The 20,511-nt window shown below is 70.5% G+C and carries 21 protein-coding genes; 4 read left to right on the top strand and 17 right to left on the bottom strand.

What is annotated here, in order from left to right; all coding sequences use genetic code 11:
* Positions 1-399 precede the first annotated feature (399 nt).
* Complete coding sequence (locus NLX83_RS05360) at positions 400-1,677, top strand: PhoH family protein (protein ID WP_254236091.1); 1,278 nt, start codon at positions 400-402, stop codon at positions 1,675-1,677.
* Between the two features lie 209 nt (positions 1,678-1,886).
* On the opposite strand, the gene NLX83_RS05355 is transcribed toward NLX83_RS05360, so the two are convergent.
* The 6 genes from NLX83_RS05355 to pdxR form a co-directional block, all read right to left on the bottom strand.
* Positions 1,887-3,326 carry a GuaB1 family IMP dehydrogenase-related protein gene (locus NLX83_RS05355; RefSeq protein ID WP_254233748.1) on the bottom strand — a complete coding sequence of 480 codons (1,440 nt, stop codon included), beginning with the start codon at positions 3,324-3,326 and terminating at the stop codon, positions 1,887-1,889.
* A gap of 55 nt (positions 3,327-3,381) precedes the next feature.
* A complete protein-coding gene (locus NLX83_RS05350) occupies positions 3,382-3,681 on the bottom strand; it encodes a DUF4288 domain-containing protein (RefSeq protein ID WP_254233747.1) in 300 nt (99 codons plus the stop codon).
* On the bottom strand, positions 3,672-3,875 hold the full coding sequence (locus NLX83_RS05345; RefSeq protein ID WP_254233746.1) for a hypothetical protein: 204 nt from the start codon (positions 3,873-3,875) through the stop codon (positions 3,672-3,674). Before NLX83_RS05345 ends, NLX83_RS05350 begins: the two co-directional genes overlap by 10 nt.
* A complete protein-coding gene (locus NLX83_RS05340; RefSeq protein ID WP_254233745.1) occupies positions 3,872-4,639 on the bottom strand; it encodes a DUF4097 family beta strand repeat-containing protein in 768 nt (255 codons plus the stop codon). The genes NLX83_RS05345 and NLX83_RS05340 overlap by 4 nt, the downstream gene beginning before the upstream one ends.
* 109 nt (positions 4,640-4,748) lie before the next feature.
* Positions 4,749-6,263, bottom strand: coding sequence for an ATP-dependent DNA ligase (locus tag NLX83_RS05335; protein ID WP_254233744.1), 1,515 nt, complete (start codon positions 6,261-6,263; stop codon positions 4,749-4,751).
* A gap of 47 nt (positions 6,264-6,310) precedes the next feature.
* Positions 6,311-7,711 carry a MocR-like pyridoxine biosynthesis transcription factor PdxR gene (gene pdxR / locus NLX83_RS05330; protein WP_254233743.1) on the bottom strand — a complete coding sequence of 467 codons (1,401 nt, stop codon included), beginning with the start codon at positions 7,709-7,711 and terminating at the stop codon, positions 6,311-6,313.
* 46 nt (positions 7,712-7,757) lie between these two features.
* Here pdxR and NLX83_RS05325 point away from each other — a divergent pair, with 46 nt between their 5' ends.
* Positions 7,758-8,684 (top strand): DMT family transporter, encoded by a 927-nt coding sequence (locus NLX83_RS05325; RefSeq protein ID WP_254233742.1) that lies wholly within the window; start codon positions 7,758-7,760, stop codon positions 8,682-8,684.
* Here NLX83_RS05325 and NLX83_RS05320 read toward each other — a convergent pair.
* A complete protein-coding gene (locus tag NLX83_RS05320; RefSeq protein ID WP_254233741.1) occupies positions 8,623-10,020 on the bottom strand; it encodes a class II fumarate hydratase in 1,398 nt (465 codons plus the stop codon). The genes NLX83_RS05325 and NLX83_RS05320 overlap by 62 nt on opposite strands.
* 73 nt (positions 10,021-10,093) lie before the next feature.
* On the opposite strand from NLX83_RS05320, the gene NLX83_RS05315 reads away from it, so the two are divergent.
* On the top strand, positions 10,094-11,047 hold the full coding sequence (locus NLX83_RS05315; protein WP_254236090.1) for an NAD(P)/FAD-dependent oxidoreductase: 954 nt from the start codon (positions 10,094-10,096) through the stop codon (positions 11,045-11,047).
* Positions 11,048-11,093: 46 nt separating this feature from the next.
* Here the strand turns inward: NLX83_RS05315 and NLX83_RS05310 are convergent, their stop codons facing one another.
* From NLX83_RS05310 to NLX83_RS05265, 10 genes are all read right to left on the bottom strand, one after another.
* Positions 11,094-11,690 carry a L,D-transpeptidase gene (locus NLX83_RS05310; RefSeq protein ID WP_254233740.1) on the bottom strand — a complete coding sequence of 199 codons (597 nt, stop codon included), beginning with the start codon at positions 11,688-11,690 and terminating at the stop codon, positions 11,094-11,096.
* Between the two features lie 190 nt (positions 11,691-11,880).
* Positions 11,881-12,663 (bottom strand): S1 family peptidase, encoded by a 783-nt coding sequence (locus tag NLX83_RS05305; RefSeq protein WP_254236089.1) that lies wholly within the window; start codon positions 12,661-12,663, stop codon positions 11,881-11,883.
* A 222-nt stretch (positions 12,664-12,885) separates the two neighbouring features.
* Complete coding sequence (locus NLX83_RS05300) at positions 12,886-13,650, bottom strand: S1 family peptidase (RefSeq protein WP_254233739.1); 765 nt, start codon at positions 13,648-13,650, stop codon at positions 12,886-12,888.
* Positions 13,651-13,870: 220 nt separating this feature from the next.
* A complete protein-coding gene (locus NLX83_RS05295; RefSeq protein WP_254233738.1) occupies positions 13,871-14,635 on the bottom strand; it encodes a S1 family peptidase in 765 nt (254 codons plus the stop codon).
* Positions 14,636-14,804: 169 nt separating this feature from the next.
* Entirely contained in the window at positions 14,805-15,566 is a 762-nt protein-coding gene (locus tag NLX83_RS05290; protein ID WP_254233737.1) for a S1 family peptidase, read from the bottom strand.
* Positions 15,567-15,710: 144 nt separating this feature from the next.
* Positions 15,711-16,757 (bottom strand): class II fructose-bisphosphatase, encoded by a 1,047-nt coding sequence (gene glpX / locus NLX83_RS05285; protein ID WP_254233736.1) that lies wholly within the window; start codon positions 16,755-16,757, stop codon positions 15,711-15,713.
* Between the two features lie 257 nt (positions 16,758-17,014).
* Positions 17,015-17,257, bottom strand: coding sequence for an exodeoxyribonuclease VII small subunit (locus NLX83_RS05280; RefSeq protein WP_254233735.1), 243 nt, complete (start codon positions 17,255-17,257; stop codon positions 17,015-17,017).
* Complete coding sequence (locus NLX83_RS05275) at positions 17,254-17,688, bottom strand: hypothetical protein (protein ID WP_254233734.1); 435 nt, start codon at positions 17,686-17,688, stop codon at positions 17,254-17,256. Before NLX83_RS05275 ends, NLX83_RS05280 begins: the two co-directional genes overlap by 4 nt.
* Before the next feature lie 13 nt (positions 17,689-17,701).
* The gene (gene xseA, locus NLX83_RS05270; RefSeq protein ID WP_254233733.1) at positions 17,702-18,931 is read right to left on the bottom strand and encodes an exodeoxyribonuclease VII large subunit; all 1,230 of its coding nucleotides are present in this window, start codon (positions 18,929-18,931) and stop codon (positions 17,702-17,704) included.
* Entirely contained in the window at positions 18,928-19,410 is a 483-nt protein-coding gene (locus NLX83_RS05265; RefSeq protein WP_254233732.1) for a lipid droplet-associated protein, read from the bottom strand. The genes xseA and NLX83_RS05265 overlap by 4 nt, the downstream gene beginning before the upstream one ends.
* Before the next feature lie 124 nt (positions 19,411-19,534).
* On the opposite strand from NLX83_RS05265, the gene NLX83_RS05260 reads away from it, so the two are divergent.
* A complete protein-coding gene (locus tag NLX83_RS05260; protein WP_254233731.1) occupies positions 19,535-20,503 on the top strand; it encodes a 4-hydroxy-3-methylbut-2-enyl diphosphate reductase in 969 nt (322 codons plus the stop codon).
* The last annotated feature ends 8 nt before the right edge of the window (positions 20,504-20,511 follow it).

Raw genomic sequence — 20,511 nt, 5'->3', positions numbered from 1 at the left:
ATCTAGCGAATCACCTGTGTGGCTCTCTGCGCGGGGCCAGTGTTCGGGGGTAACTTCCGATGTGGTAGGTCGTGTCCGAAACGGCCTGCCCCGGGAGGCCCTGGTCTTGGTTGTCAACTGCGTGACGGTCACTCCGTCCACACGACACCCGAGGGGGCCGGCGCCCGGCCCTCGCGACCGCGGGGTGTGAAACCGGACCCACCGGTTTCACGCACCAAGGAAGCACCAGGGGCGGATGCCCGGCCCACCGAGGTAAGCGGACGCGGACGCCGCGTTCGTGAGGGAGTTGCCGTGACAGCACGACGTTCCCAGGCGCAGGCGAACAACAGTTCCTCCAACACTTCCAGGACCACACCGAAGCCGGACGGGGCCGAAGGCGCCGTCCCCCAGCGCACCTACGTGATCGACACTTCGGTGCTCCTGTCCGACCCGTGGGCGATAACCCGGTTCGCCGAGCACGCCGTGGTGCTGCCGCTCGTCGTGGTCGGGGAGTTGGAGGGGAAGCGACACCACCCCGAACTGGGCTGGTTCGCGAGAGAGGCGTTGCGCCTGCTCGACGAACTGCGGTTGCGGCACGGCCGACTCGACACCCCGGTGCCGGTCGGCGAGCAGGGCGGAGTCCTGCACGTCGAGCTCAACCACTCCGATCCCCAGGTGCTGCCAGCCGGGTTCCGGACGGACTCCAACGACGCCAGAATCCTCGCGTGCGCGCTGAACCTGGCCGCCGAGGGACTCGCCGTCACGCTGGTCACCAAGGACATGCCGTTGCGGGTCAAGGCGGGTGCGGTCGGCCTGGACGCCGACGAGTACCGCGCCCAGGACGTGACGCCGTCCGGCTGGACCGGCATGGCCGACCTGGAGGTCACCTCGGCCACGGTCGACGCGCTCTTCAAGGAGAGCGTCATCGACCAGGACGAGGTCAGGGACATGCCGTGCCACACCGGTCTGCGGCTGCTCGCGGGCTCGGCGAGCGCGCTGGCCAGGGTGACCCCCGAGAAGCGCGTGCGGCTGGTGCGCGGGGACCGGGAGGCGTTCGGGCTGCACGGTCGGTCGGCGGAGCAGCGGATCGCGCTGGACCTGTTGCTGGACCCGGACATCGGCATCGTCTCGCTCGGTGGCCGGGCCGGGACCGGCAAGTCGGCGCTGGCGCTGTGCGCGGGCCTGGAGGCGGTGATGGAGCGCCGCCAGCACCGCAAGGTCGTGGTGTTCCGGCCGGTCTACGCGGTCGGCGGCCAGGAGCTCGGGTACCTGCCCGGCTCGGAGGCCGAGAAGATGCAGCCGTGGGCGCAGGCGGTCTTCGACACGCTCGGTGCCTTGGCGGGCAAGGACGTCATCGACGAGGTGATGGACCGCGGGATGCTCGAGGTGCTGCCGCTGACCCACATCCGCGGACGGTCGCTGCACGACTCGTTCGTGATCGTGGACGAGGCGCAGTCCTTGGAGCGCAACGTGTTGCTCACGGTGCTCTCCAGGCTCGGCTCGGGGTCGCGGGTGGTGCTCACCCACGACGTCGCCCAGCGCGACAACCTCCGGGTCGGGCGCTACGACGGCATCGCGGCGGTGATCGAGAAGCTCAAGGGACACCCGCTCTTCGCGCACGTCACGCTGACCCGCTCGGAGCGTTCGCCGATCGCGGCCCTGGTCACCGACCTCCTGGAAGGTGACATCATCTCCTGACGCACCAACGCGAAGCGGCCCTCACCGATCCGGGTGGGGGCCGCTTCGCGTTGCGTGTGCCGGTCTTCAAGTACCCCCGACCCCCTTCCCCGAGGTCGCTAACCGCCGCTAACCCCCTCGCGAGCTGACGGGGGTTAGCGGCGGTTAGTGGTCGTTGGAGGCGGGGTTCGGGGTACTTGAAGACTGTCCAACCTGGGCTGGGACGGGGGTTACCAGCCGGAGGGGAGGGGGCGGCCCTCGGCGAAGCCCGCGGCGGACTGCATGCCGAGCACGGCGCGCTCGTGGAACTCCTCCAGGGTGTGCGCGCCCGCGTACGTGCAGGCCGAGCGCACGCCGGAGCAGATCGAGTCGAGCAGGTCCTCGACGCTGGGCCGGGTCGGGTCCAGCCGCATCCGCGAGGTGGAGATGCCCTCCTCGAACAGCGCCTTGCGCGCCCGGTCGAACGCGTTGTCGGTGCGGGTCCGCGCGCTGACGGCCCGCTTGGACGCCATCCCGAAGGACTCCTTGTACGCGCGGCCGGACTCGTCGCGCAGCAGGTCGCCGGGGGACTCGTACGTGCCCGCGAACCAGGAGCCGACCATCACCGACGCGGCTCCGGCGGCGAGCGCCAACGCCACGTCGCGCGGGTGCCGGACACCGCCGTCGGCCCACACGTGCTTGCCGAGCTGCCGCGCCTGCGCCGAGCACTCCGCAACCGCGGAGAACTGCGGTCGCCCGACGCCGGTCATCATCCGCGTCGTGCACATGGCGCCCGGCCCGACGCCGACCTTGATCACGTCCGCGCCCGCGTCGACGAGATCGCGCACGCCCTCCGCCGTGACCACGTTGCCCGCCACCACCGGCACGTCCGGAGCGATGGCGCGCACGGCCTTCAGCGCGCTCATCATCTTCTCCTGGTGGCCGTGCGCGGTGTCCACGATCAGCGCGTCGACACCCGCGTCCAGCAGTTCGCGGGCCTTCGCGGCGACATCGCCGTTGACCCCGACCGCGGCGGCCACCCGCAGCCTGCCGAGGCCGTCCAGCGCGGGCCGGTAGATTTCCGCTCGCAGCGCGCTCACGCTCGTCAGGGCGCCCGCCAGCCTGCCGTCGGCGTCCACGGCCACCGCGAGCTGCCCGGAGCGGCCGTGCAGGGCCTCGAAAACCTTGCGCGGAGCGGTGTCCAGCGGCAGCGTGACCAGCTCGGAGTCGGCCACCTCGCCGAGCCGGGTGAAGCGGTCCACCCCGGTGCAGGACTCCTCGGTGACGATGCCGACCGGGCGGTGCGCGTCGTCCACCACGACGACCGCGTGGTGGGCGCGCTTGGGCAGCAGGTTCACCGCGTCGGCGACCGCGTCGTGCGGGTGCAGCACCAGGGGCGTGTCCCAGACCGGGTGGCGGGCCTTGACCCACCCGACGATCTCTGCGACCGCCTCCGGGGCGACGTCCTGCGGCAGCACCACCAGCCCACCGCGGCGGGCCACCGTCTCGGCCATCCGCCTGCCCGCGACGGCGGTCATGTTGGCCACCGCGATGGGGATCGTGGCCCCTGTGCCGTCCACAGTGGACAGATCGACGTCGAACCTTGACTCGACACCGGAGCGCCCAGGCACGAGGAAGACGTCGTCGTAGGTCAGGTCGTAGCGGGGCTCATGCCCGTCGAGGAAGCGCACGAACAGGTGAGCGTACCCGCGTGACCGGCTTCCCGCCGCAGGTGCGAGGAAGCTCCTATGCGGCGTGCGTCGGCACCGGCGGGACCACGTACTGCGGCCGGTCGGCGGGCGTGGAGTCGAGCTCGCGCACGTCGAGCACGCGCAGCAGGGACCAGAAGACCGGGCCGTCTGGGCCGTGGGTGACGGTGCTCATGGCTTTGCCGTGCCGCTCGGCCTTGTCGTAGGCCTCCTCTGGCGAGGAGGCGTTGAGCAGCAGGTCCAGCCGTTCGTACGCGGGCTGGTGGTCGGCCCGATCGGCGGAGGAGACCAGGATGACGACCGCGCGGTAGCTCGAAGTGCCGCTCATCAGGCCCATGCCGTCCTCCTGATCGCCGGGTCGCGCTCGGAAATGATGTTGCCAGCCACCCCTGCCACCGGGGTGCGCAGGTCGGCCTGGAGGACCGGGCCGGACTCGACCACCTCGACCAGCGGTCGGTCCGGCTCGCTGTCGGTGGCCGCCGCCCCGGCGAGGACCGCGCCGAGGATCACGAGCGCGCCGAGCCTGCTCATCCCTGCCCCTTGGCCAGGGAGATGTCACCGGCACCGGCGGACACGCGGACGGAGCGCTCGCTCGCCGCGTCGCTGTCCAGGTTGGAGTGCAGCTCGCCCTTGTCGGGGCGCACGTCGAGCCGGTAGCGCTCCTGGCCCGCGGGCACCTCGACCCGCACATCGCCGCGCGCCACCTGGAAGTCGACCTTGGCCGGGGGCGTGGAGAACTCGGCCCGGACGTCGCCGTGCTCCGCGTTCACCTCGGCCTGCCCGCCGCTCAGCGCGGTCAGCGAGACGTCCCCGTCCCGCGCGATGATCTTGAGCTTGCCCGCCGCCTGGTTGATCCGCACATCGCCGCGGTCCACCTTCAGGTCCAGCCCGCCCTCGACGTTCTCGACGCGGGCGTCGCCGGTTGCGACGGCCACCACCAGGTTCGCCTTCGGTGGCACCTTGATGACGTAGCGGTTGTCGCAGATGCCCCGCGAGGTCTCCGGGCAGCCGTCGTCCAACCACAGGTCGGAGTTCTCCAGCGCGAGCCGGTTGGCGCGGTCCTTGCCCCCGCCCGTCCGGTGCCGGGTGACCTCAAGGGACTTCTCGGTGCCGCGTTCGATCGAGATGTCACCTCGGTCGAGCACGTGCACGCGCAGCTCCGGGCCGGGGAACTGGAAGGTGGTCGTGGCGGGGGGCTCCGCGCCGTTCTTCTGCGGCCGCGTGTCGCACGCGACCAGCGCGAGTGCTCCCATCGTCACCGCGACCGCGGCCATGGTGCCCCTGCTGCGTGCCACGTGATCCTCCTGCGAGTGGCCGGTTCCGTCATCGACAACTCTGCCCGCCGCGCGCGCCCCTGGGGATCAGGGAAGCCCCCGATCCCGTGCTGGGGTTTCCCGTACCCCCTCAGGCTCCGACGAGGAGGGCGCGGACCGCGTCGATGGTGTCGGCGTCGGCCGGGTCCTTGTCCGGCCGGTAGCGCAGCACCCTGGCGAAGCGCAGTGCCACCCCGCCGGGGTAGCGCGGGCTGACCTGCGCGCCGTCCAGTTCGATCTCCACCACCAGCTCCGGCCGCAGGTGCACGGTGTAGGAGTCCCTGCTCACCTCCCGTTCCTGGAATTCCTTCGTCTGCCAGGCGAGCAGCTCGTCGGTGAGCCCCTTGAAGGTCTTGCCGACCATGATCGGCGGCCCGCCGTCCGGATCGCGCGCGCCGAGGTGCAGGTTGGACAGGAACCCGGTCCGCCTGCCGTGACCCCACTCCGCGGCCAGCACCACCAGGTCGAGAGTGTGCACCGGTTTCACCTTCTGCCACGCCCGGCCCCGCCTGCCCGCCGCGTAGCCGGAGTCCAGCGCCTTGACCATCACCCCCTCGTGCCCGGCGGCGAGCGCGGCGTCCAGCAACGCCGACGCCTCGTCGGCCGTTGGGTCCACTGTGGACGGTATGCGGTGCGCTCCGGCCACTTTCTCCAGCGCGGCAAGGCGTTCCCGCAACGGAGCGTCCAGCAGGTCCACCCCGTCGAGGTGCAGCACGTCGAAGAAGTACGGGCGCAGCAACAGTTCTCGCGGGTCGGCCGCGCCGAACCGGCTCATCGTCTCCTGGAACGGCCGGGGCCTGCCGTCGTCGGTCAGCGCCAGCGTCTCGCCGTCCAGGACCACCGACCGGCACGGCAGCGCCCGCACCAGTTCGACCAGCTCGGGAACGCTCGCGGTGATCTCCCGCAGGGTTCTGGTGTAGACGTGCACCTCATCGCCGTCGCGGTGCACCTGGATGCGCGCGCCGTCGAGTTTGTACTCCACGCTGGACGAGCCCTGGTCGGCGATGGCCGTGTCCAGCGAATCCGCAGGTGCGGCCAGCATCGGCCGCACCGGTCTGCCTAGCCGCAGCCGGAACGCGCCCAGCCCCGGTTCGCCCTCGGCGCGGGCCGTCACCGCAGTCGCCACGAGGTCCCCGCTGAGCATCAGTGCCCGCCGCACCGCTTCGGCAGGCACCTCGTAGGCGGCGGCGACCGCGTCCACCATGACGCCCTCCAGGGCGCCCTGACGCAGCTCGCCGACGAGTAATCGGAACAGGAACCGTTGCTCGGCTTCGGTTGCGCGCGCGAACAGCTCGGTCAGCAGTCCCTTCCTGCGCTCGGTCGAGCCCTTGCCCGCGACCTCCGAGACGCGTTGCAGGTAATCGTCCACATCGGACAGTGACAGTCCGGGCTCCGGTGCGGGCGGGACTTCCAGGTCGGACAGGAGCCGCCAGCCGACGCCGATCTTCCCCTGCCGAGGCACGCCGATCAGCAGCGCGACGACCAGCCCGGCGAGCGCTGGGCTGAGCGCGGCGCGCAGCAGGTCCGCGAGCGCGGTGGTCTTCGCGCGGCGGGAGCGGGTGGCACCCACCGCCGCTGACGTGGTGACGACCTCGGCGAGCAACATGGACCCATCATGAATCGGGGGTCTGACAGTCGGCCGGTCCGCGCCGGTCAGTCGTTCGGGTGGTTTCCCAGCGCCTCGGCCATCTCCGCCACCGCCGCCCGCAGCCGGTCCGGGCTCAGCGCCGCGTACCCGAGCACCAGCCCGGGGTATGGCGACGGCAGCCCCCACGAGTGCTTCGACAGCGCCAGCGCGTGAATTCCCTTTGCCGCCAAGCGATCTTGGGCCTCGTCGTCGTTCATCCCCTCTGGCAGCCGGACGACCAGGTGGAGCCCGGCAGCGATGCCCACGACCGCCCACGACGGGAAGTGCGCGTGGATGGCGGACAGCAGCGCGTCCCGCCGTTCCCGGTACACCAAGCGGGTCCGGCGCAGGTGCCGGTCGTAGCCACCTTCGCGCAGGAACCGCGCGAAGGTGGCCTGGGGCAACGGACCGCAGCCCAGGTCGTGCATGAGCTTCCGGGTGACCAGCGCCTGCGAGAGGCGGCTCGGCGCGACCAGCCACCCCAGGCGCAGCGCGGGCGCGAGGGTCTTGCTGACGCTGCCCATGTACACCACGCGCGACGGGTCCATCGCTTGCACCGCGCCGACCGCGGGCCGGTCGTAGCGGTGCTCCGCGTCGTAGTCGTCCTCGATCACGAAGCCGTCCCGCGCACGCGCCCACGCGAGCAGCGCGTGTCGCCGCTCCGGGCTCAACGCAACGCCTAGTGGGAACTGGTGCGCGGACGTCACAAGCACCGCGCGACAGTCCGTGGCTTCAAGGTCCGCAACCCGCAAACCGTGTTCGTCTACCGCGATCGGGACCACGTGCAGGCCATGCGAGCGTAGGAGGTTCGCCTGCCCCTCGTGGCTCGGATGCTCGACCGCGATGCTTGTGTGTCCGTTGTGGTGCAACACGTTCGCGAGCAGTGCCATGCCTTCGGAGGCACCGTGTGTGATCAGCACGTCGCTCGGCGATGCGACCACGGAGCGGACGCGGCCCAGATAGCCGACCAGCTCCGCGCGGAGTTCTGCGAGCCCTGCCGGGTCGGGATAACCGAGTGCGGCATCCGGTAGCTCAGCCAGTGCGGCCCTTGCCGCGGCCAACCAGGCCGCCCTCGGGAACATGCTCAGCGCGGGTAGTCCTGAGCGCAGGTCGTACCGCCACTGTCTCGTAGTGGCGACCGGGGTGTCCTGCGGCGCGACGGCCGTGTTCACCGCCTCGGCGACACGGGTCCCCGAGCCGCGTTTGCTGATCAGGTAGCCCTCCGCGACCAGCTGTTCGTACGCCGCGGTGACCGTGCCGCGCGAGACACCGAGCTGCGCTGCCAGGTCCCGGCTCGACGGCAGCCGGGTGCCCGCGCGCAGGCCGCCGGTGCGCACCGCCGCCCGCAGCGCGCGTTCCGTCGACCGCGCCGAGCCGTCAAGGGCCGGGAGCAGGAGCTCTCGCAAAGTGGTCCAGTTCTGCGCCATCAAAGTGGAGCTTAATACTGGACCACTTCGGAGTCAGGCTGATGGCATGACACGTTCTCGGACCAGTGGGGTGCTCGCCGGTGTGGCGACCGCCGTGATGCTCGGCGGCATGGTGCCGGTGACCGCCTTGCTCTCCGACTACCCGTTGTTCCCGGCCCAAGCCGTTCGCTATGCCATCGCCGCGTTTCTGCTGCTTTCCTTCATGGTCTTGCGTCGCAGGCCGTTACCGCGACCTTCACTCCGCGACGTGTTCGCGCTGACCGCGACCGCGACGACCGGAATGGTTGGCTTCAGCGCCGCGGTGCTCTACGCGCAGCAGTACGCAGACGGCGGCTTTGTGGCGGCGGTCATCGGCGGCAGCCCGCTTGTGATCGCAGTCGTCGCTCCGCTGCTTATAAGGCAACGCCCGGTGGCGAAGGCGCTCGCGGGCACCGCGCTCGTAGTGCTGGGTGTGGTGATCCTGTCCGGCGGTGGCGCGTGGCACGGGCCAGGACTCGTGCTGGCGTTGCTCGCGATGTTCGGCGAGGCGTCGTTCACGTTGTTCGCGGTCGGCGCCATCGCGCGGCTCGGAGTCGTTGCTGTGTCAGCGTATTCGTGCGTGGTCGCAGCACTGGGTTCCGCGCTTGTCGGGCTCGGGAGCGACTGGCGGATTCCTACGACCACCGAACTGTTCGCGATCCTGTTCCTCGCGGTGATGGTGACCGCTGTGGCGTTCGTTATTTGGTACTACTGCGTGTCCGTGCTCGGTGCGGCGAACGCGGCGGTGTTGGTCGGACTCGTGCCCGTGTTCGGACTGTTGGCAACTGTCGCGCTCGGCAGACAGGAGCTGACTGTGGTCGCGGTGCTCGGCGCACTCGTTGTGGCGACGGGGTGCGTGATCGGCCTCCGCGCGTCACGCACCCCGCCTGTCGTCAGTGACCGCCGCGAGCCATGCGAAGAACGTCCAGAGCTTCGTCCAGCTGCTCCTCGGTGATCCGCCCCGCCGAGACGTGTCCGCGCTCCACTACGACCTCGCGGATCGTGCGGCGCTCCTTCAAGGACTGCTTCGCGATGCTGGCCGCCTCCTCATAGCCGAGGTAGCGGTTCAGCGGCGTGACGATCGACGGTGAGGACTCGGCGTACTCCCGTGCGCGCTCGACGTCCGGCTCCGCGCCTACGAGGACCTTGTCCGCCAGCAACGTGGCCGTCGAAGCGAGCAGCCGCGCCGACTCCAGGACGTTGCGGGCCATCACCGGCATCATCACGTTGAGCTCGAAGTTGCCCTGCGTCCCGGAGAACGCGACTGTGGAGTCGTTGCCGATCACCTGCGCCGCCACCATCATCGTGGCCTCGCAGATCACCGGGTTCACCTTCCCCGGCATGATCGACGACCCGGGCTGGAGGTCGGGCAGGGCCAGCTCGGCGAGCCCGGTGCGCGGCCCGCTGCCCATCCAGCGCAGATCGTTGGCGATCTTGAACAGGCTCACCGCGACCGCGCGGAGCTGGCCGGAAGCCTCCACCAGCCCGTCCCGCGAGCCCTGCGCCTCGAAGTGGTCGGTGGCCTCACGGACGTCCAGCCCGGTCTGCTCGACCAGTTCCGCGACCACGGCGGCGCCGAAGCCCCGCGGGGTGTTCAGCCCGTTGCCGACAGCAGTGCCGCCGATCGCGAGCTGGCCGAGCCGGGGCACGGACTCGCGCAGCCGTTCGATGCCGTGGCGGACCTGCGTGGCCCACGCGCCCGCCTCCTGGCCCAGCGTCACCGGTACGGCGTCCATCAAGTGCGTGCGCCCCGCCTTGACCACCTCGGACCAGTCCTCCGCGCGGCGTTCCAGGGTGGCGAGGAGGTGCGCGAGGGACGGCAGCAGGTCGGCCGTGACCGCCTCGGTGGCGGCGAGGTGGATCGTGGTCGGGAAGACGTCGTTGGACGACTGCGAGGCGTTCACGTGGTCGTTGGGGTGCACGTCCCGCCCCAGCGCGCGGGTGGCCAGCGTCGCGATGACCTCGTTGGCGTTCATGTTGGAGGACGTGCCGGAGCCGGTCTGGAAGACGTCGACGGGGAAGTGCTCGTCGTGGCGGCCCTCCGCGACCTCGTCGGCGGCAGCGGCGATGGCTTCGGCGAGGTCGGCTTCGAGCACGCCGAGCCGCCCGTTGACCCGCGCGCACGCGGCCTTGACCAGACCGAGCGCCCGGATCTGCGCCCGCTCCAGGCCGCGGCCGGAGATCGGGAAGTTCTCCACGGCGCGCTGTGTCTGCGCGCGCCACAGCGCCTGTGCGGGGACCCGCACCTCACCCATCGTGTCGTGCTCGATCCGGTATTCGTGCTCAGCCATACCCGCAGTGTTCTCCGATCATCAGGACTGGGCAGCGTGAGGAGCAGCACGTACTGTCGGGCAATTGCTGGAGGTGAGCGTGGATTTCGATCTGTTGATCGTTGGCGCGGGACCCACGGGGTTGTTCGCCGCCTACTACGCAGGGTTCCGCGATTTGAGGGTCGCGGTGGTCGACTCGCTGCCGGAGCCGGGCGGCCAGGTCACCGCGATGTACCCGGAGAAGATGATCTACGACGTGGCCGGGTTCCCCGCCGTGCGCGGGCGGGACCTGATCGCCGGGCTCGTCGAGCAGGCGGCGCAGTACCGACCGGCCTACCTGCTCGGCCGCAAAGCCCGCACACTGTCCGATGTGGACGGTCGGCTGCTCGTCGGCATGGAGGACGGCACTTCGGTGCGGGCGGGCGCGGTTCTGGTCACCGCGGGGCTCGGCGAGTTCCGGCCGCGTCCGCTGCCAGCGGGGGAGCGGGGTGTCGTGTACTTCGTGCCGGAGCTGGCTGTCCACAGTGGACAGGATGTGGTGATCGTCGGCGGTGGGGACTCGGCGTTCGACTGGGCCCTCGCGCTGCACTCGATCGCGCGCAGCGTCACTATCGTCCACCGCAGAGCGATTTTCCGGGCTCATCAGGCGACCGTGCGCCAGGTCCGGGAACTCGGCGTGCCGATCACCGTCGACACGGAGGTCGTCGAGCTGGTCGGCGATCCGCTCACGTCGGTGCGGCTCAAGGCGAAGAACGGGGAGACCTCCGAGCTGCCCGCGCAGGCCGTGGTCGCCGCGCTCGGGTTCACCGCGGACCTCGGGCCGATCGAGTCCTGGGGGCTCGCGCTGGACAAGCGCACGGTGCTCACCGACTCCACCGGCCGGACCTCGCGCCCGCTCGTCTACGCGGCCGGGGATGTCGCGCAGTACCAAGGAAAAGTCCGGCTCATCGCCACCGGCTTCGGCGAGGCGGCGACGGCGGTGAACAACATCGCGGTCGCGCTCAACCCCGCCGCGCACCTGTTCCCCGGGCACTCCAGCAACATGTGAAAGGGGCGCCTCCGCAAACCGGAGACGCCCCTTCGTGTTGCCGCGCTTACGGAACGACCTGAACCACGTCGCCGTAGCCGAGGTAGCTGTAGTACTTCTGCGAGGCCGCCATCGACAGGTGGATGCAGCCGTGCGAGGTCTGGCGCAGGCTGCCCTGGTGGAAGGCGATGCCGCCGTTGAAGAACACCGAGTTCGGCATCGGCGCGTTGTTGAAGATGCTGCTCTTGTGGTTCCTGTTCTTGTGGAACACCCGGAAGCTGCCGGGCGGAGTCCGATAACCCTTGCGCCCGTGGGTGATCGGCACCGGGCCGTAGACGACCTTGCCGCCCTCCAGCAGCCAGGACTTGTTCGCCGAGAGGTCGATGCACGCCTTCGCCGCGATGTTGGTGCATGGGGCCTCGCCGGTGGGCTTCGGCTCCGGCTTGGGTTCCGGCTTGGGCTTCTCGGACGGCTTCGGCTGCGTGGAACTCGGCTGGGTCGTGGGCTGCGTGGTCGACGAGGACGTCGTCGTCGGCTGAACGGACGACGAACTGGGCAACGGGCTCTGCTGCGCGGCGTTCTGCACGTCGGCCCCGCCGCCGCAGGCTGTCAGCAACAGCCCTGTCGCGGTCAGCGTCGCCATGGTCATCACGGTCTTACGCACGTACACGTCGCACCCCCAAGATCTGCCGGAACCGGCACCACGAGCCGCACTGTTGGCTCGTATTCCATGACGCGACGGATCCGGCCTGGGTTGCCTTCACACAAGATTTACCCGGAATGATCAAGGCGCAAACGCGGGAATGGGCTGGGGCCCGCCGCAGGGTTGCGGGCCCCAGCCGTCTCGGTGGCCTTTACCGAATCGATCCGAGCTGCTGGTTGATCCAGTCTCGGTGGGCCGTCACATCGCTGTAGATGGTGTCGCCGGAAGTGCACCGCAGGCTCTGTCCGCGACTGGTCGCCCCGGCCAGCCGCCACACCCCGTCCGCCTTGAGCAGCGCGGGCCCGCCGGAGTCGCCGAAGCAGGCGCTCGCGGTGTTGTTCGGGGCGTCGACGCAGAGCTCGTGCCGCGCGTCGAACGGGATGGCCGAACACGAGCTGTCGGCCTCGATCCGGGTGTTCAGTTCCTGGAGGGTGACCGGGGGCTGGCCGCACCCGCGCTCCGGGCAGGTCAGGCCCCACCCGATGATCCGCGCGGCCGTCTGCGCGGCGGGCGAGGCGTCGGCGATCTTGATCGGCGCCGCGCCGACCGGTGCGGTGAGGTGCACGACGGCGATGTCGTTCCAGCCCAGGAAGACCGGGATGTACCAGGGGTGCTGGACGAACCTGTCCGCGCCGACCAGCTCACCGCCGCCGGTGCGGCTGGTGCTGCCGATGCGGAACTGGTAGTCGGCGGGGTTCTGTTGGGCGACGCAGTGGGCCGCGGTGACCAGCCACCGCGGAGCGATCAGGGAGGCGCCGCAGCGGTGCGCGCCGGTGGCCTTGGCCTGCATCGAAGCCATGAACGAGTAGGTCTCGGTGGCGTCGCCGCCGCCCACGATCCGGGAACCGACATCGCCGGTCGGGGTCGCGGCGGCCATTCCCTGGCCGAACAGAGTGATCGCGACGGCGACCGCGGCGGTGAGCAGAGAACGCATTCGCACGGTGTTCACGCTCCTCCCATCCCGGTGCCCTCAACCGGGATGAACGAAAAGTAAACGCCCGTTTTGAATTGGGTGGTACCGACGAAAGGGGAATTGAATGCGCCGTCCCCCCAATGGTCCATAGTGCGGCTTTTGTGCGCATCGCGCCGCCGCGATGGCCCGAATGCAGTAGAGAAGTGGCCCGCCGGGCTCCCGGCGGGCCACTCCCGGTACCGGTTAGACGGCGCCCGCGATACCGCTGATCCAGCTGCGGAAAGCGGGGACGTCCTCGTAGATCGACGGGCGCACGGCGCAGGTCGACCCGCCGCCCGAGCGGCTGGTGGCACCGATGAGCTCCCACTGGCCGCCGACCATCTTGATCTGCGGGCCGCCGGAGTCGCCGTAGCAGGCGCCCGCGACGCCGCCGGGGTTGCTGGTGCAGATCTCCACCGAGCCGTAGATGCCGCCGCACGAGCCGTCGGCCACGATCGAGGTGTTCAGCTGCTGCAGGGTGATCGGCGCGCCGCAACCGCCGGGGCTCGGGCAGGTCTGGCCCCAGCCGATGATGCGGGTGGCCGTGCCGACCGCGCCGGAGCTGGCCGCGACCTTGATCGGGGCCTGCGCCACGGAGCTGGCCAGGCGCACCAGGGCCATGTCGTAGCTCGGGTGGACGTGGATCGCGGCCGCGGCGACGTAGCTGCCGCCGCTGGTGCGGTTGGTGGTGCCGATCCTGGCCCTGACCGACGCGGGCGACTTGCCCTGGACGCAGTGCTTGGCCGTGACCACCCAGTTGGCCTTGATCAGGGAACCGCCGCAGAAGTGCCCGCCCGAGGTGTTCTGCAGGGACACCATGAACGAGTAGGTCTGGGTGGCGTTGGTGCCGCCGACGATCATCGTGCCGACGTCACCAGGGCTCGCAGGGGTGGCTGCCGCCGTCCCGGCCATGCCGAGCGCGGCGGCGGCCGTGGCGAGCAGTCCGACGAGAAGTGCGCGAATCTTCACGGAAGTGCTCCTCTCGCTTCGGCGCCCTCTGCCGAAGCTGAGAATGAAGCTAGTGATCCGCGCCACGTTCGTAGTACCGCCTGTTGGCAGCGTCGGGGATGTACAACTCTGGGGCACTCGGCCGCATAATCGCTCATCCCTTCACCGCTTTGGCGCAGCAATTGTGGAAGTGACTGAGAGCCCCTTTCCGCCTCGACGGAAAGGGGCTCTCAGTGCCGAATTACCGACCGCCGGTGTTGGACGAGATCCAGCTGCCGTGCGCGGGAACGTCGACGTAGATCGACGGGCCGGTCGCGCAGATCGAGCTGCCGTTGCCGCTGCGGCTGGTCGCGCCGATCAGCGTCCAGTTGCCCGCGCTGCCCTTCACCTGCGGGCCGCCGGAGTCGCCGTAGCAGGCTCCCTGGTTGCCGCCGGTGTTGTCGGTGCAGATCTCGGCCGGGCCGTTGATGCCCCGGCAGTCGCCGTCGGCGCGGATCGAGGTGTTCAGCTCCTTGAGCGTGATCGGGGCCGAACCGGGGCCGCTGGCCACGGTCTGCCCCCAGCCCATGATCCGGCTCCGGGTGCCGACCGCGCCCGAGCTGGCCGCGATGGACACCGGCCGCTGGGTGGACGAGCCGGAGAGCTGGACCAGCGCCAGGTCGACGCTCGGGTGCAGCACGATCCGGCTGGCGCCGAGCACCTGGCCGCCACTGGTGCGGTTGGTGCTGCCGATCCGGGCCTGGATCGACGGGGCGCTGGTGCCCTGGACGCAGTGCTTGGCCGTGACCACCCAGTTCGCCTTGATCAGCGAACCACCGCAGAAGTGCCCGCCGTTGCGCTGCAGGGACACCATGAACGAGTACGTCTCGGTGGCGTTGCCGCCGCCGACGATCATGGTGCTGACATCGCCGTCCGGTGACGCGGCCGCGACACCGGGCAGGGAGAAGCCGCCGACCGCGGTGGCGGTGGCGGCCAGGAGACCGACGATCAGAGAACGAGTACGCACTGTTCTCTCTCCTTTCGCGCCTCCCGGCGCCCTCTGCCGGGAGGGTCACGAAAAGGTAAACACCCGCTCACGTTCGGGGGACACCTACTTTGGGCGGGGCTACCCACCGTCACCGCGCACGGCTCGGCCCCGCCGTCGCGGGGGACGGCGGGGCCGAGTACCCGGGCGCCTACGCCCCGGTGTTCTGGGCGATCCAGTCCTTGAAGGTGGTCACGTCGACGTAGATCGACGGACCGGTCGCGCAGGTCGGGTTGCCGTTGCCGGCCCGGCTGGTGGCGCCGATCAGCTGCCACGCGCCCCCGACCTTCTTCACCTGCGGGCCGCCGGAGTCGCCGTAGCAGGCGCCGGAGTTGCCGCCGGGGTTGTCGGTGCAGATCTCCTGGGCGCCGGTGATGCCGGTGCACGCGCTGTCCGGCCGGATCTTGGTGTCCAGCTCCTGCAACTGCACCGGCACGTCACCGCAGCCGCGGACCGGGCAGGTCAGGCCCCAGCCGATGATCCTGGTCGCGGTGCCCTCCGCGCCCGCCGAGTCGGCGACCGCGATGGTCTTCTCCTGCACCGGGCTGGCCAGCTTGACCAGCGCGATGTCGATGGTGGCGTGGGTGACGACCTTGGCCGCCTTGACCACGGTGCCACCGGCGTTGTGGGTCTTGGTGCCGATCCGGAACTGCATGCCGGCCGCGCCGGAACCGACGCAGTGCTTGGCCGTGACGACCCAGTCGGCCTTGATCAGCGAGGCACCGCAGGAGTGCCTGCCGGAGCTGCCCTGCAGGGAAGCCATGAACGAGTAGTCCTCGCTGGCGGGCTTGCCGCCGATGATGCGAGCGGAGACGTCGTCTTGCGGGGTTGCCGCCGCGGCGGCGGGCAGGGTGAGACCGCCGATGGCGGTGACTGCTGCGAGGACCCCGACGATCAGAGAACGAGTACGCACTGATCACTCCTCATTTCGCCCCTGGCGCCCTCTGCCAGGAGTCACAAGAAGCGTGGGTGCTTAATCCGTTCGGGGTAACCCGCTGGAGGTATCAGCCCGAACGGACTTCCGGAGTGGACCGTTCGGGCTCGACGCCTCGGCTCGTCAGGGCAGCGGCAGCGGTTCGGCGTCCTCGTCCTCGGTGCGGTCGAAGTCGACGGAGGAGTACTCACGCAGCTTCGTCAACCGGTGGTAACCGTCGATCAGCCGCACGGTGCCCGATTTGGACCGCATCACGATGGACTGCGTCGTGCAACCCCCCGAACGGTAGTGGACTCCACGGAGAAGATCCCCGTCCGTCACCCCGGTCGCGCAGAAGAAGATGTTGTCGCCGCGCACGAGGTCGTCGGTGGTGAGCACGCGGTCCAGGTCGTGACCGGCGTCGATGGCGCGCTGCCGCTCCTCGTCGTCCTTGGGCCACAGGCGGCCCTGGATCTCGCCGCCGACGCACTTCAGCGCGGCCGCCGCGATGATGCCCTCGGGGGTGCCGCCGATGCCCAGCAGCATGTCCACGCCGGTGTTCGCCCTGGCGGCCGAGATCGCGCCCGCCACGTCGCCGTCGCTGACGAAGTGGATCCGCGCGCCCGCCCTGCGCACCTCGTGCACCAGCCGCTCGTGCCGGGGGCGGTCCAGGATGCAGACGGTGACGTCGGAGATGTCGGTGGACTTCGCCTTGGCCACCCTGCGGATGTTCTCCGCGACCGGTGCCTCCAGGTCCACCACGCCCGCGGCCTCCGGGCCCACGGCGAGCTTCTCCATGTAGAACACCGCGGACGGGTCGTACATCGCGCCGCGCTCGGCCACCGCCAGCACCGCGAGCGCGTTGGGCATGCCCTTGCTCATCAGCGTGGTGCCGTCGATCGGGTCCACGGCGACGTCGCACTCCGGCCCGTCGCCGTTGCCGACCTCCTCGCCGTTGTAGAGCATGGGCGCCTCGTCCTTCTCGCCCTCGCCGATCACCACGACGCCGCGCATCGAGACGGTGCCGATGAGCTTGCGCATGGCGTCCACCGCCGCGCCGTCGCCGCGGTTCTTCTCGCCGAGCCCCACCCAGCGGCCCGCGGCCATCGCGGCGGCCTCGGTCACCCTGACCAGCTCAAGGGCGAGGTTGCGGTCGGGGGCTTCCCGACGACGGGCCGAACTGGTGCTCATTGCGCGCCTCCCTGGTGGGTGCAGCGGATCGCCGTTGATCTGCCAGCGCGGTGGATCGAGCACCGCGCGAAATCGATCCTCGCAGATCAGGCACCTACCGAGTCAGCCGCGAACCAGGTGGTGGGCCCCGATGGTGACCAACCTAACGCGCCTGTGGATAGCCACCCCAAATGTGGACAAACCTGTGGACAACTCGTCCGGGAGTGTCCGCGGCGTCAGATACCGCTGGAAGAATCGATTACGGGGGGGGACCCCGGTTAGCGGTCGTCACCCTCGACGGCGGCCAATGCTTGGTCGACGCGCTCCCGCGCCCCGGCGAGGTGCCGGTCGCACACCTTGGCCAGCGCCTCACCGCGCTCCCACAGCGCCAGCGAGTCCTCCAGGGAGAGGCCGCCCGCCTCCAGCCTGCGCACCACGTCGGCGAGCTGCTCGCGCGCGGCCTCATAGCTCAGCGCGGCCAGTTCGGGATCGAGCTCCGTGCTCGCGCCGCTGTCGTTCACGCTGTGGGACTCCCCAACCTGCTCTGCACCCGGACCATCGCGGTGGCGACCGCCTGGTCGTACCCGATGAACGCCTCGGCGAACTCGGCGCCGTCGCCCTCGAAGAGCGCCTCGCCGATCCGGTCCTCGGCCGCCGTCACCCTCCTGCGGTGCGCCGAACCGTCGCCGAGCCACCAGGTGTCACCGGCGTAGACCGAGGTCGCCTCGGACAACGCACGCAGCCTAGCCGGGAGACCCAGCCGCGCGGCGGACACGCAGCCGCCCAGCAGCGCTGACCAGCACTCGGCCGCCGCCGCGTTGGCCTCCTCGGCCCGCCGCTGCACCACGCGCGCACTCCCGCGCTCCGGTGGACCGACCTGGCTGTCGGCGGCGGATCGGGCAGCCGCTACGGTCAACGGCAGGAACGTCGGTTCACGGGCCGGAAAGGGCACCGGCTACCTCCGTTCAGCGCTCTGCGGGCTCCTCGGGCACGACGGCATGTACCGAACCGTCAACGACCCGCACGCGCAAACTGGTTCCCGGGGGAGCGTCGGCCACATGGCGCAGCACGTGTGTGCTCCCGTCGGGTGCGAGGCGTTGGACGATCGCGTACCCGCGGGCCAGAGTGGACGCAGGTCCCAAGGTCGTCAAGCGTGCTTTAGTCGCTTCTAGCCCGGTGTAAGCCGCGCTGAGCTCCGCGCGCACCACGCGGCGCGCCCGATCGCGCAGCCCGCGTACCTCGTCAGCTCTGTTCCGCAGCGGCGTGATCGGATCGGCCAGCACCGGCCTGCTGCGCAGCGCGTCCAGCAACCGGTGCTCGCGATCCACCCATCCGTGTAGAGCTCGGCGAGCCCGATTCCGCAGTTGCCTGATGCGCTCGCTCTCCTCCGCCATATCGGGCACCACCCGCTTGCCCGCGTCGGTCGGCGTGGAACAGCGCAGGTCCGCGACGTGGTCGACCAGCGGGGTGTCCGGCTCGTGGCCGATGGCGCTGACCACCGGCGTCCGGCACCTGGCGACCGCGCGGCACAGGGTCTCGTCGGAGAACGGCAGCAGGTCCTCCACGCTGCCGCCGCCCCTGGCCAGCACGATCACGTCCACCGCGGCGTCGGCGTCCAGCTTCGCCAGCGCCTCGACGATCTGCGGTACCGCGGTCGGGCCCTGCACGGCCACGTTGACGACCTCGAAGTGCACCGACGGCCAGCGCGCGCGGGCGTTGGTCAGCACGTCCCGCTCCGCGGCGGACGCGCGCCCGGTGATCAGCCCGACGCGGCCGGGGAGGAACGGCAGCTTCCGCTTGCGCCGCGCGTCGAACAGGCCCTCCGCGCCCAGCAGCTGCCGCAGCCGCTCGATCCGCGCCAGCAGTTCGCCGACGCCGACCGCGCGGATCTCGTCGACGCGCAGGCTCAGCGTGCCCCGACCGGCGAAGTAGGAGGGGCGGCCGTGCACGACGACCCGGCTGCCCTCGGCGAGCTCCATGCCGCGCAGCAGCGCGGGCGCACAGGTCACCGTGATCGAGATGTCGGCGGCCGGATCGCGCAGCGTCAGGAAGGCGGTGCCGGTTCCCGGGCGCGCGGAGATCTGGGTGACCTGGCCCTCCACCCACACCGCGCCGAGGCGGTTGATCCACTCGGCGATCTTGCGGGCGACCGTGCGTACCGGCCAGGGCTCTTCGGCGCTGCTGGGAGAGGTCACGAGCCGCGGACGGTGGTGAGCCGGTTGGTCAGCATCCGGACGAACGCCTCGCGGTCGGCGCGCGCGCGTTCGTGGGCGAGCACCTCCTCCAGCTGCTCGGCGGTCAGCGACTTCAGCCTGCCGCGCAGCTGCGCGAAGGTGAGGTCGTCGTAGCCGGGCAGGGCCTCGGGACCGCCGTCCTCCTCCGGCTCCGGCTGTTCCTCGGCCTTCGCCTCGGCGGCGGGCTCGCTCAGGTCGACGTCCTCGTCGAAGGTCGCCCATTCGGGGGCCTCCTCGGCGGTGCGGAACGTGGCGAGCGCCTCATCGCCCTTGATCGCCAGCTCCGTGAGGTGCTGCTGCGCCCGCATGGACGCCTGCATGGCGACGCTCGCGACGGTGACCGGCAGCCCGGCGAGGGACTGCGGCAGTTTCCGGGCTTGTTCCACGGCCGTGACCGCCAGACCAGCGGCGACGCGCAGTGGCAGTGGCAAGGACTTCATGCGCCTAGCCTGCCTCAGTTCGGTCTCGCCTGGGAACTCGCGCGCCCGCCGGTTCCCGTTCGGCCCAGCGCGCTCAGTCGACGGTGGGATGACTCGTCCGTTCGGCCGTCCGTACGCTGGGGGCATGACCACCTCCAAGCCCAAGCGTGTGCTGCTGGCCAACCCCCGTGGCTACTGCGCGGGCGTGGACCGGGCAGTGATCACCGTCGAGAAGGCGCTGGAGACCTACGGCGCCCCGGTCTACGTCCGCAAGGAGATCGTCCACAACAAGTACGTGGTCGAGACCCTGCGCGACCGCGGCGCGATCTTCGTCGACGAGACCGACGAGGTACCGGAGGGCGCGCTCGTCGTCTTCTCCGCCCACGGCGTCTCGCCCGCGGTGCACGACCAGGCCGCCGAGCGCAACCTGCGCACCATCGACGCGACCTGCCCGCTGGTGACCAAGGTGCACAACGAGGCCCGCCGCTTCGCCAGGGACGACTACGACATCCTGCTGATCGGGCACGAGGGGCACGAGGAGGTCGAGGGCACCGCCGGTGAGGCCCCCGACCACGTGCAGCTCGTCGACACCGCCGAGGACGCGGACAAGGTCGAGGTCCGCGACCCGTCCAAGGTCGTCTGGCTGTCCCAGACGACGCTGAGCGTCGACGAGACGATGGTCCGGGTGAAGCAGCTGCGCGAGCGCTTCCCGGAGATGCAGGACCCGCCCAGCGACGACATCTGCTACGCCACCTCCAACCGCCAGGTCGCGGTGAAGACGATGGCTCCCGACTGCGACCTCGTGCTCGTGGTCGGCTCGAAGAACTCGTCGAACTCGGTGCGGCTGGTCGAGGTCGCGCTGCAGTACGGCGCGAAGGCCGCCTACCTGGTCGACTACGCCAAGGAGGTCGACGAGTCCTGGCTGGACGGCGTCGGCACCATCGGTGTGACCAGTGGCGCGTCCGTGCCGGACATCCTGGTGATGGACCTGCTGGCGATGCTGGAGAAGCGCGGCTGGGAGGACGTGGAGCTGGTGACCACCGCGAACGAGCGGATCACCTTCCAGCTCCCGCGTGAGCTGAAGCGCGACCTGAAGCAGGTCGCCAACTCCTGAGCCCTACC

This window comes from Allokutzneria sp. A3M-2-11 16 (assembly GCF_024213555.1).
GTDB lineage: Bacteria > Actinomycetota > Actinomycetes > Mycobacteriales > Pseudonocardiaceae > Allokutzneria.
This window is presented reverse-complemented; position numbering and strand designations above follow the sequence as displayed.

Excerpts from the sequence above, each read along its gene's own strand:
- NLX83_RS05350 (WP_254233747.1), bottom strand. The coding sequence starts at position 3,681 with ATGGGCCTGATGAGCGGCACTTCGAGCTACCGCGCGGTCGTCATCCTG.
- NLX83_RS05260 (WP_254233731.1), top strand. The coding sequence starts at position 19,535 with ATGACCACCTCCAAGCCCAAGCGTGTGCTGCTGGCCAACCCCCGTGGC.
- NLX83_RS05265 (WP_254233732.1), bottom strand. The coding sequence starts at position 19,410 with ATGAAGTCCTTGCCACTGCCACTGCGCGTCGCCGCTGGTCTGGCGGTC.
- NLX83_RS05325 (WP_254233742.1), top strand. The coding sequence starts at position 7,758 with ATGACACGTTCTCGGACCAGTGGGGTGCTCGCCGGTGTGGCGACCGCC.
- NLX83_RS05320 (WP_254233741.1), bottom strand. The coding sequence starts at position 10,020 with ATGGCTGAGCACGAATACCGGATCGAGCACGACACGATGGGTGAGGTG.
- NLX83_RS05335 (WP_254233744.1), bottom strand. The coding sequence starts at position 6,263 with ATGTTGCTCGCCGAGGTCGTCACCACGTCAGCGGCGGTGGGTGCCACC.
- pdxR (WP_254233743.1), bottom strand. The coding sequence starts at position 7,711 with ATGGCGCAGAACTGGACCACTTTGCGAGAGCTCCTGCTCCCGGCCCTT.
- NLX83_RS05305 (WP_254236089.1), bottom strand. The coding sequence starts at position 12,663 with ATGCGTTCTCTGCTCACCGCCGCGGTCGCCGTCGCGATCACTCTGTTC.
- glpX (WP_254233736.1), bottom strand. The coding sequence starts at position 16,757 with ATGAGCACCAGTTCGGCCCGTCGTCGGGAAGCCCCCGACCGCAACCTC.
- NLX83_RS05345 (WP_254233746.1), bottom strand. The coding sequence starts at position 3,875 with ATGAGCAGGCTCGGCGCGCTCGTGATCCTCGGCGCGGTCCTCGCCGGG.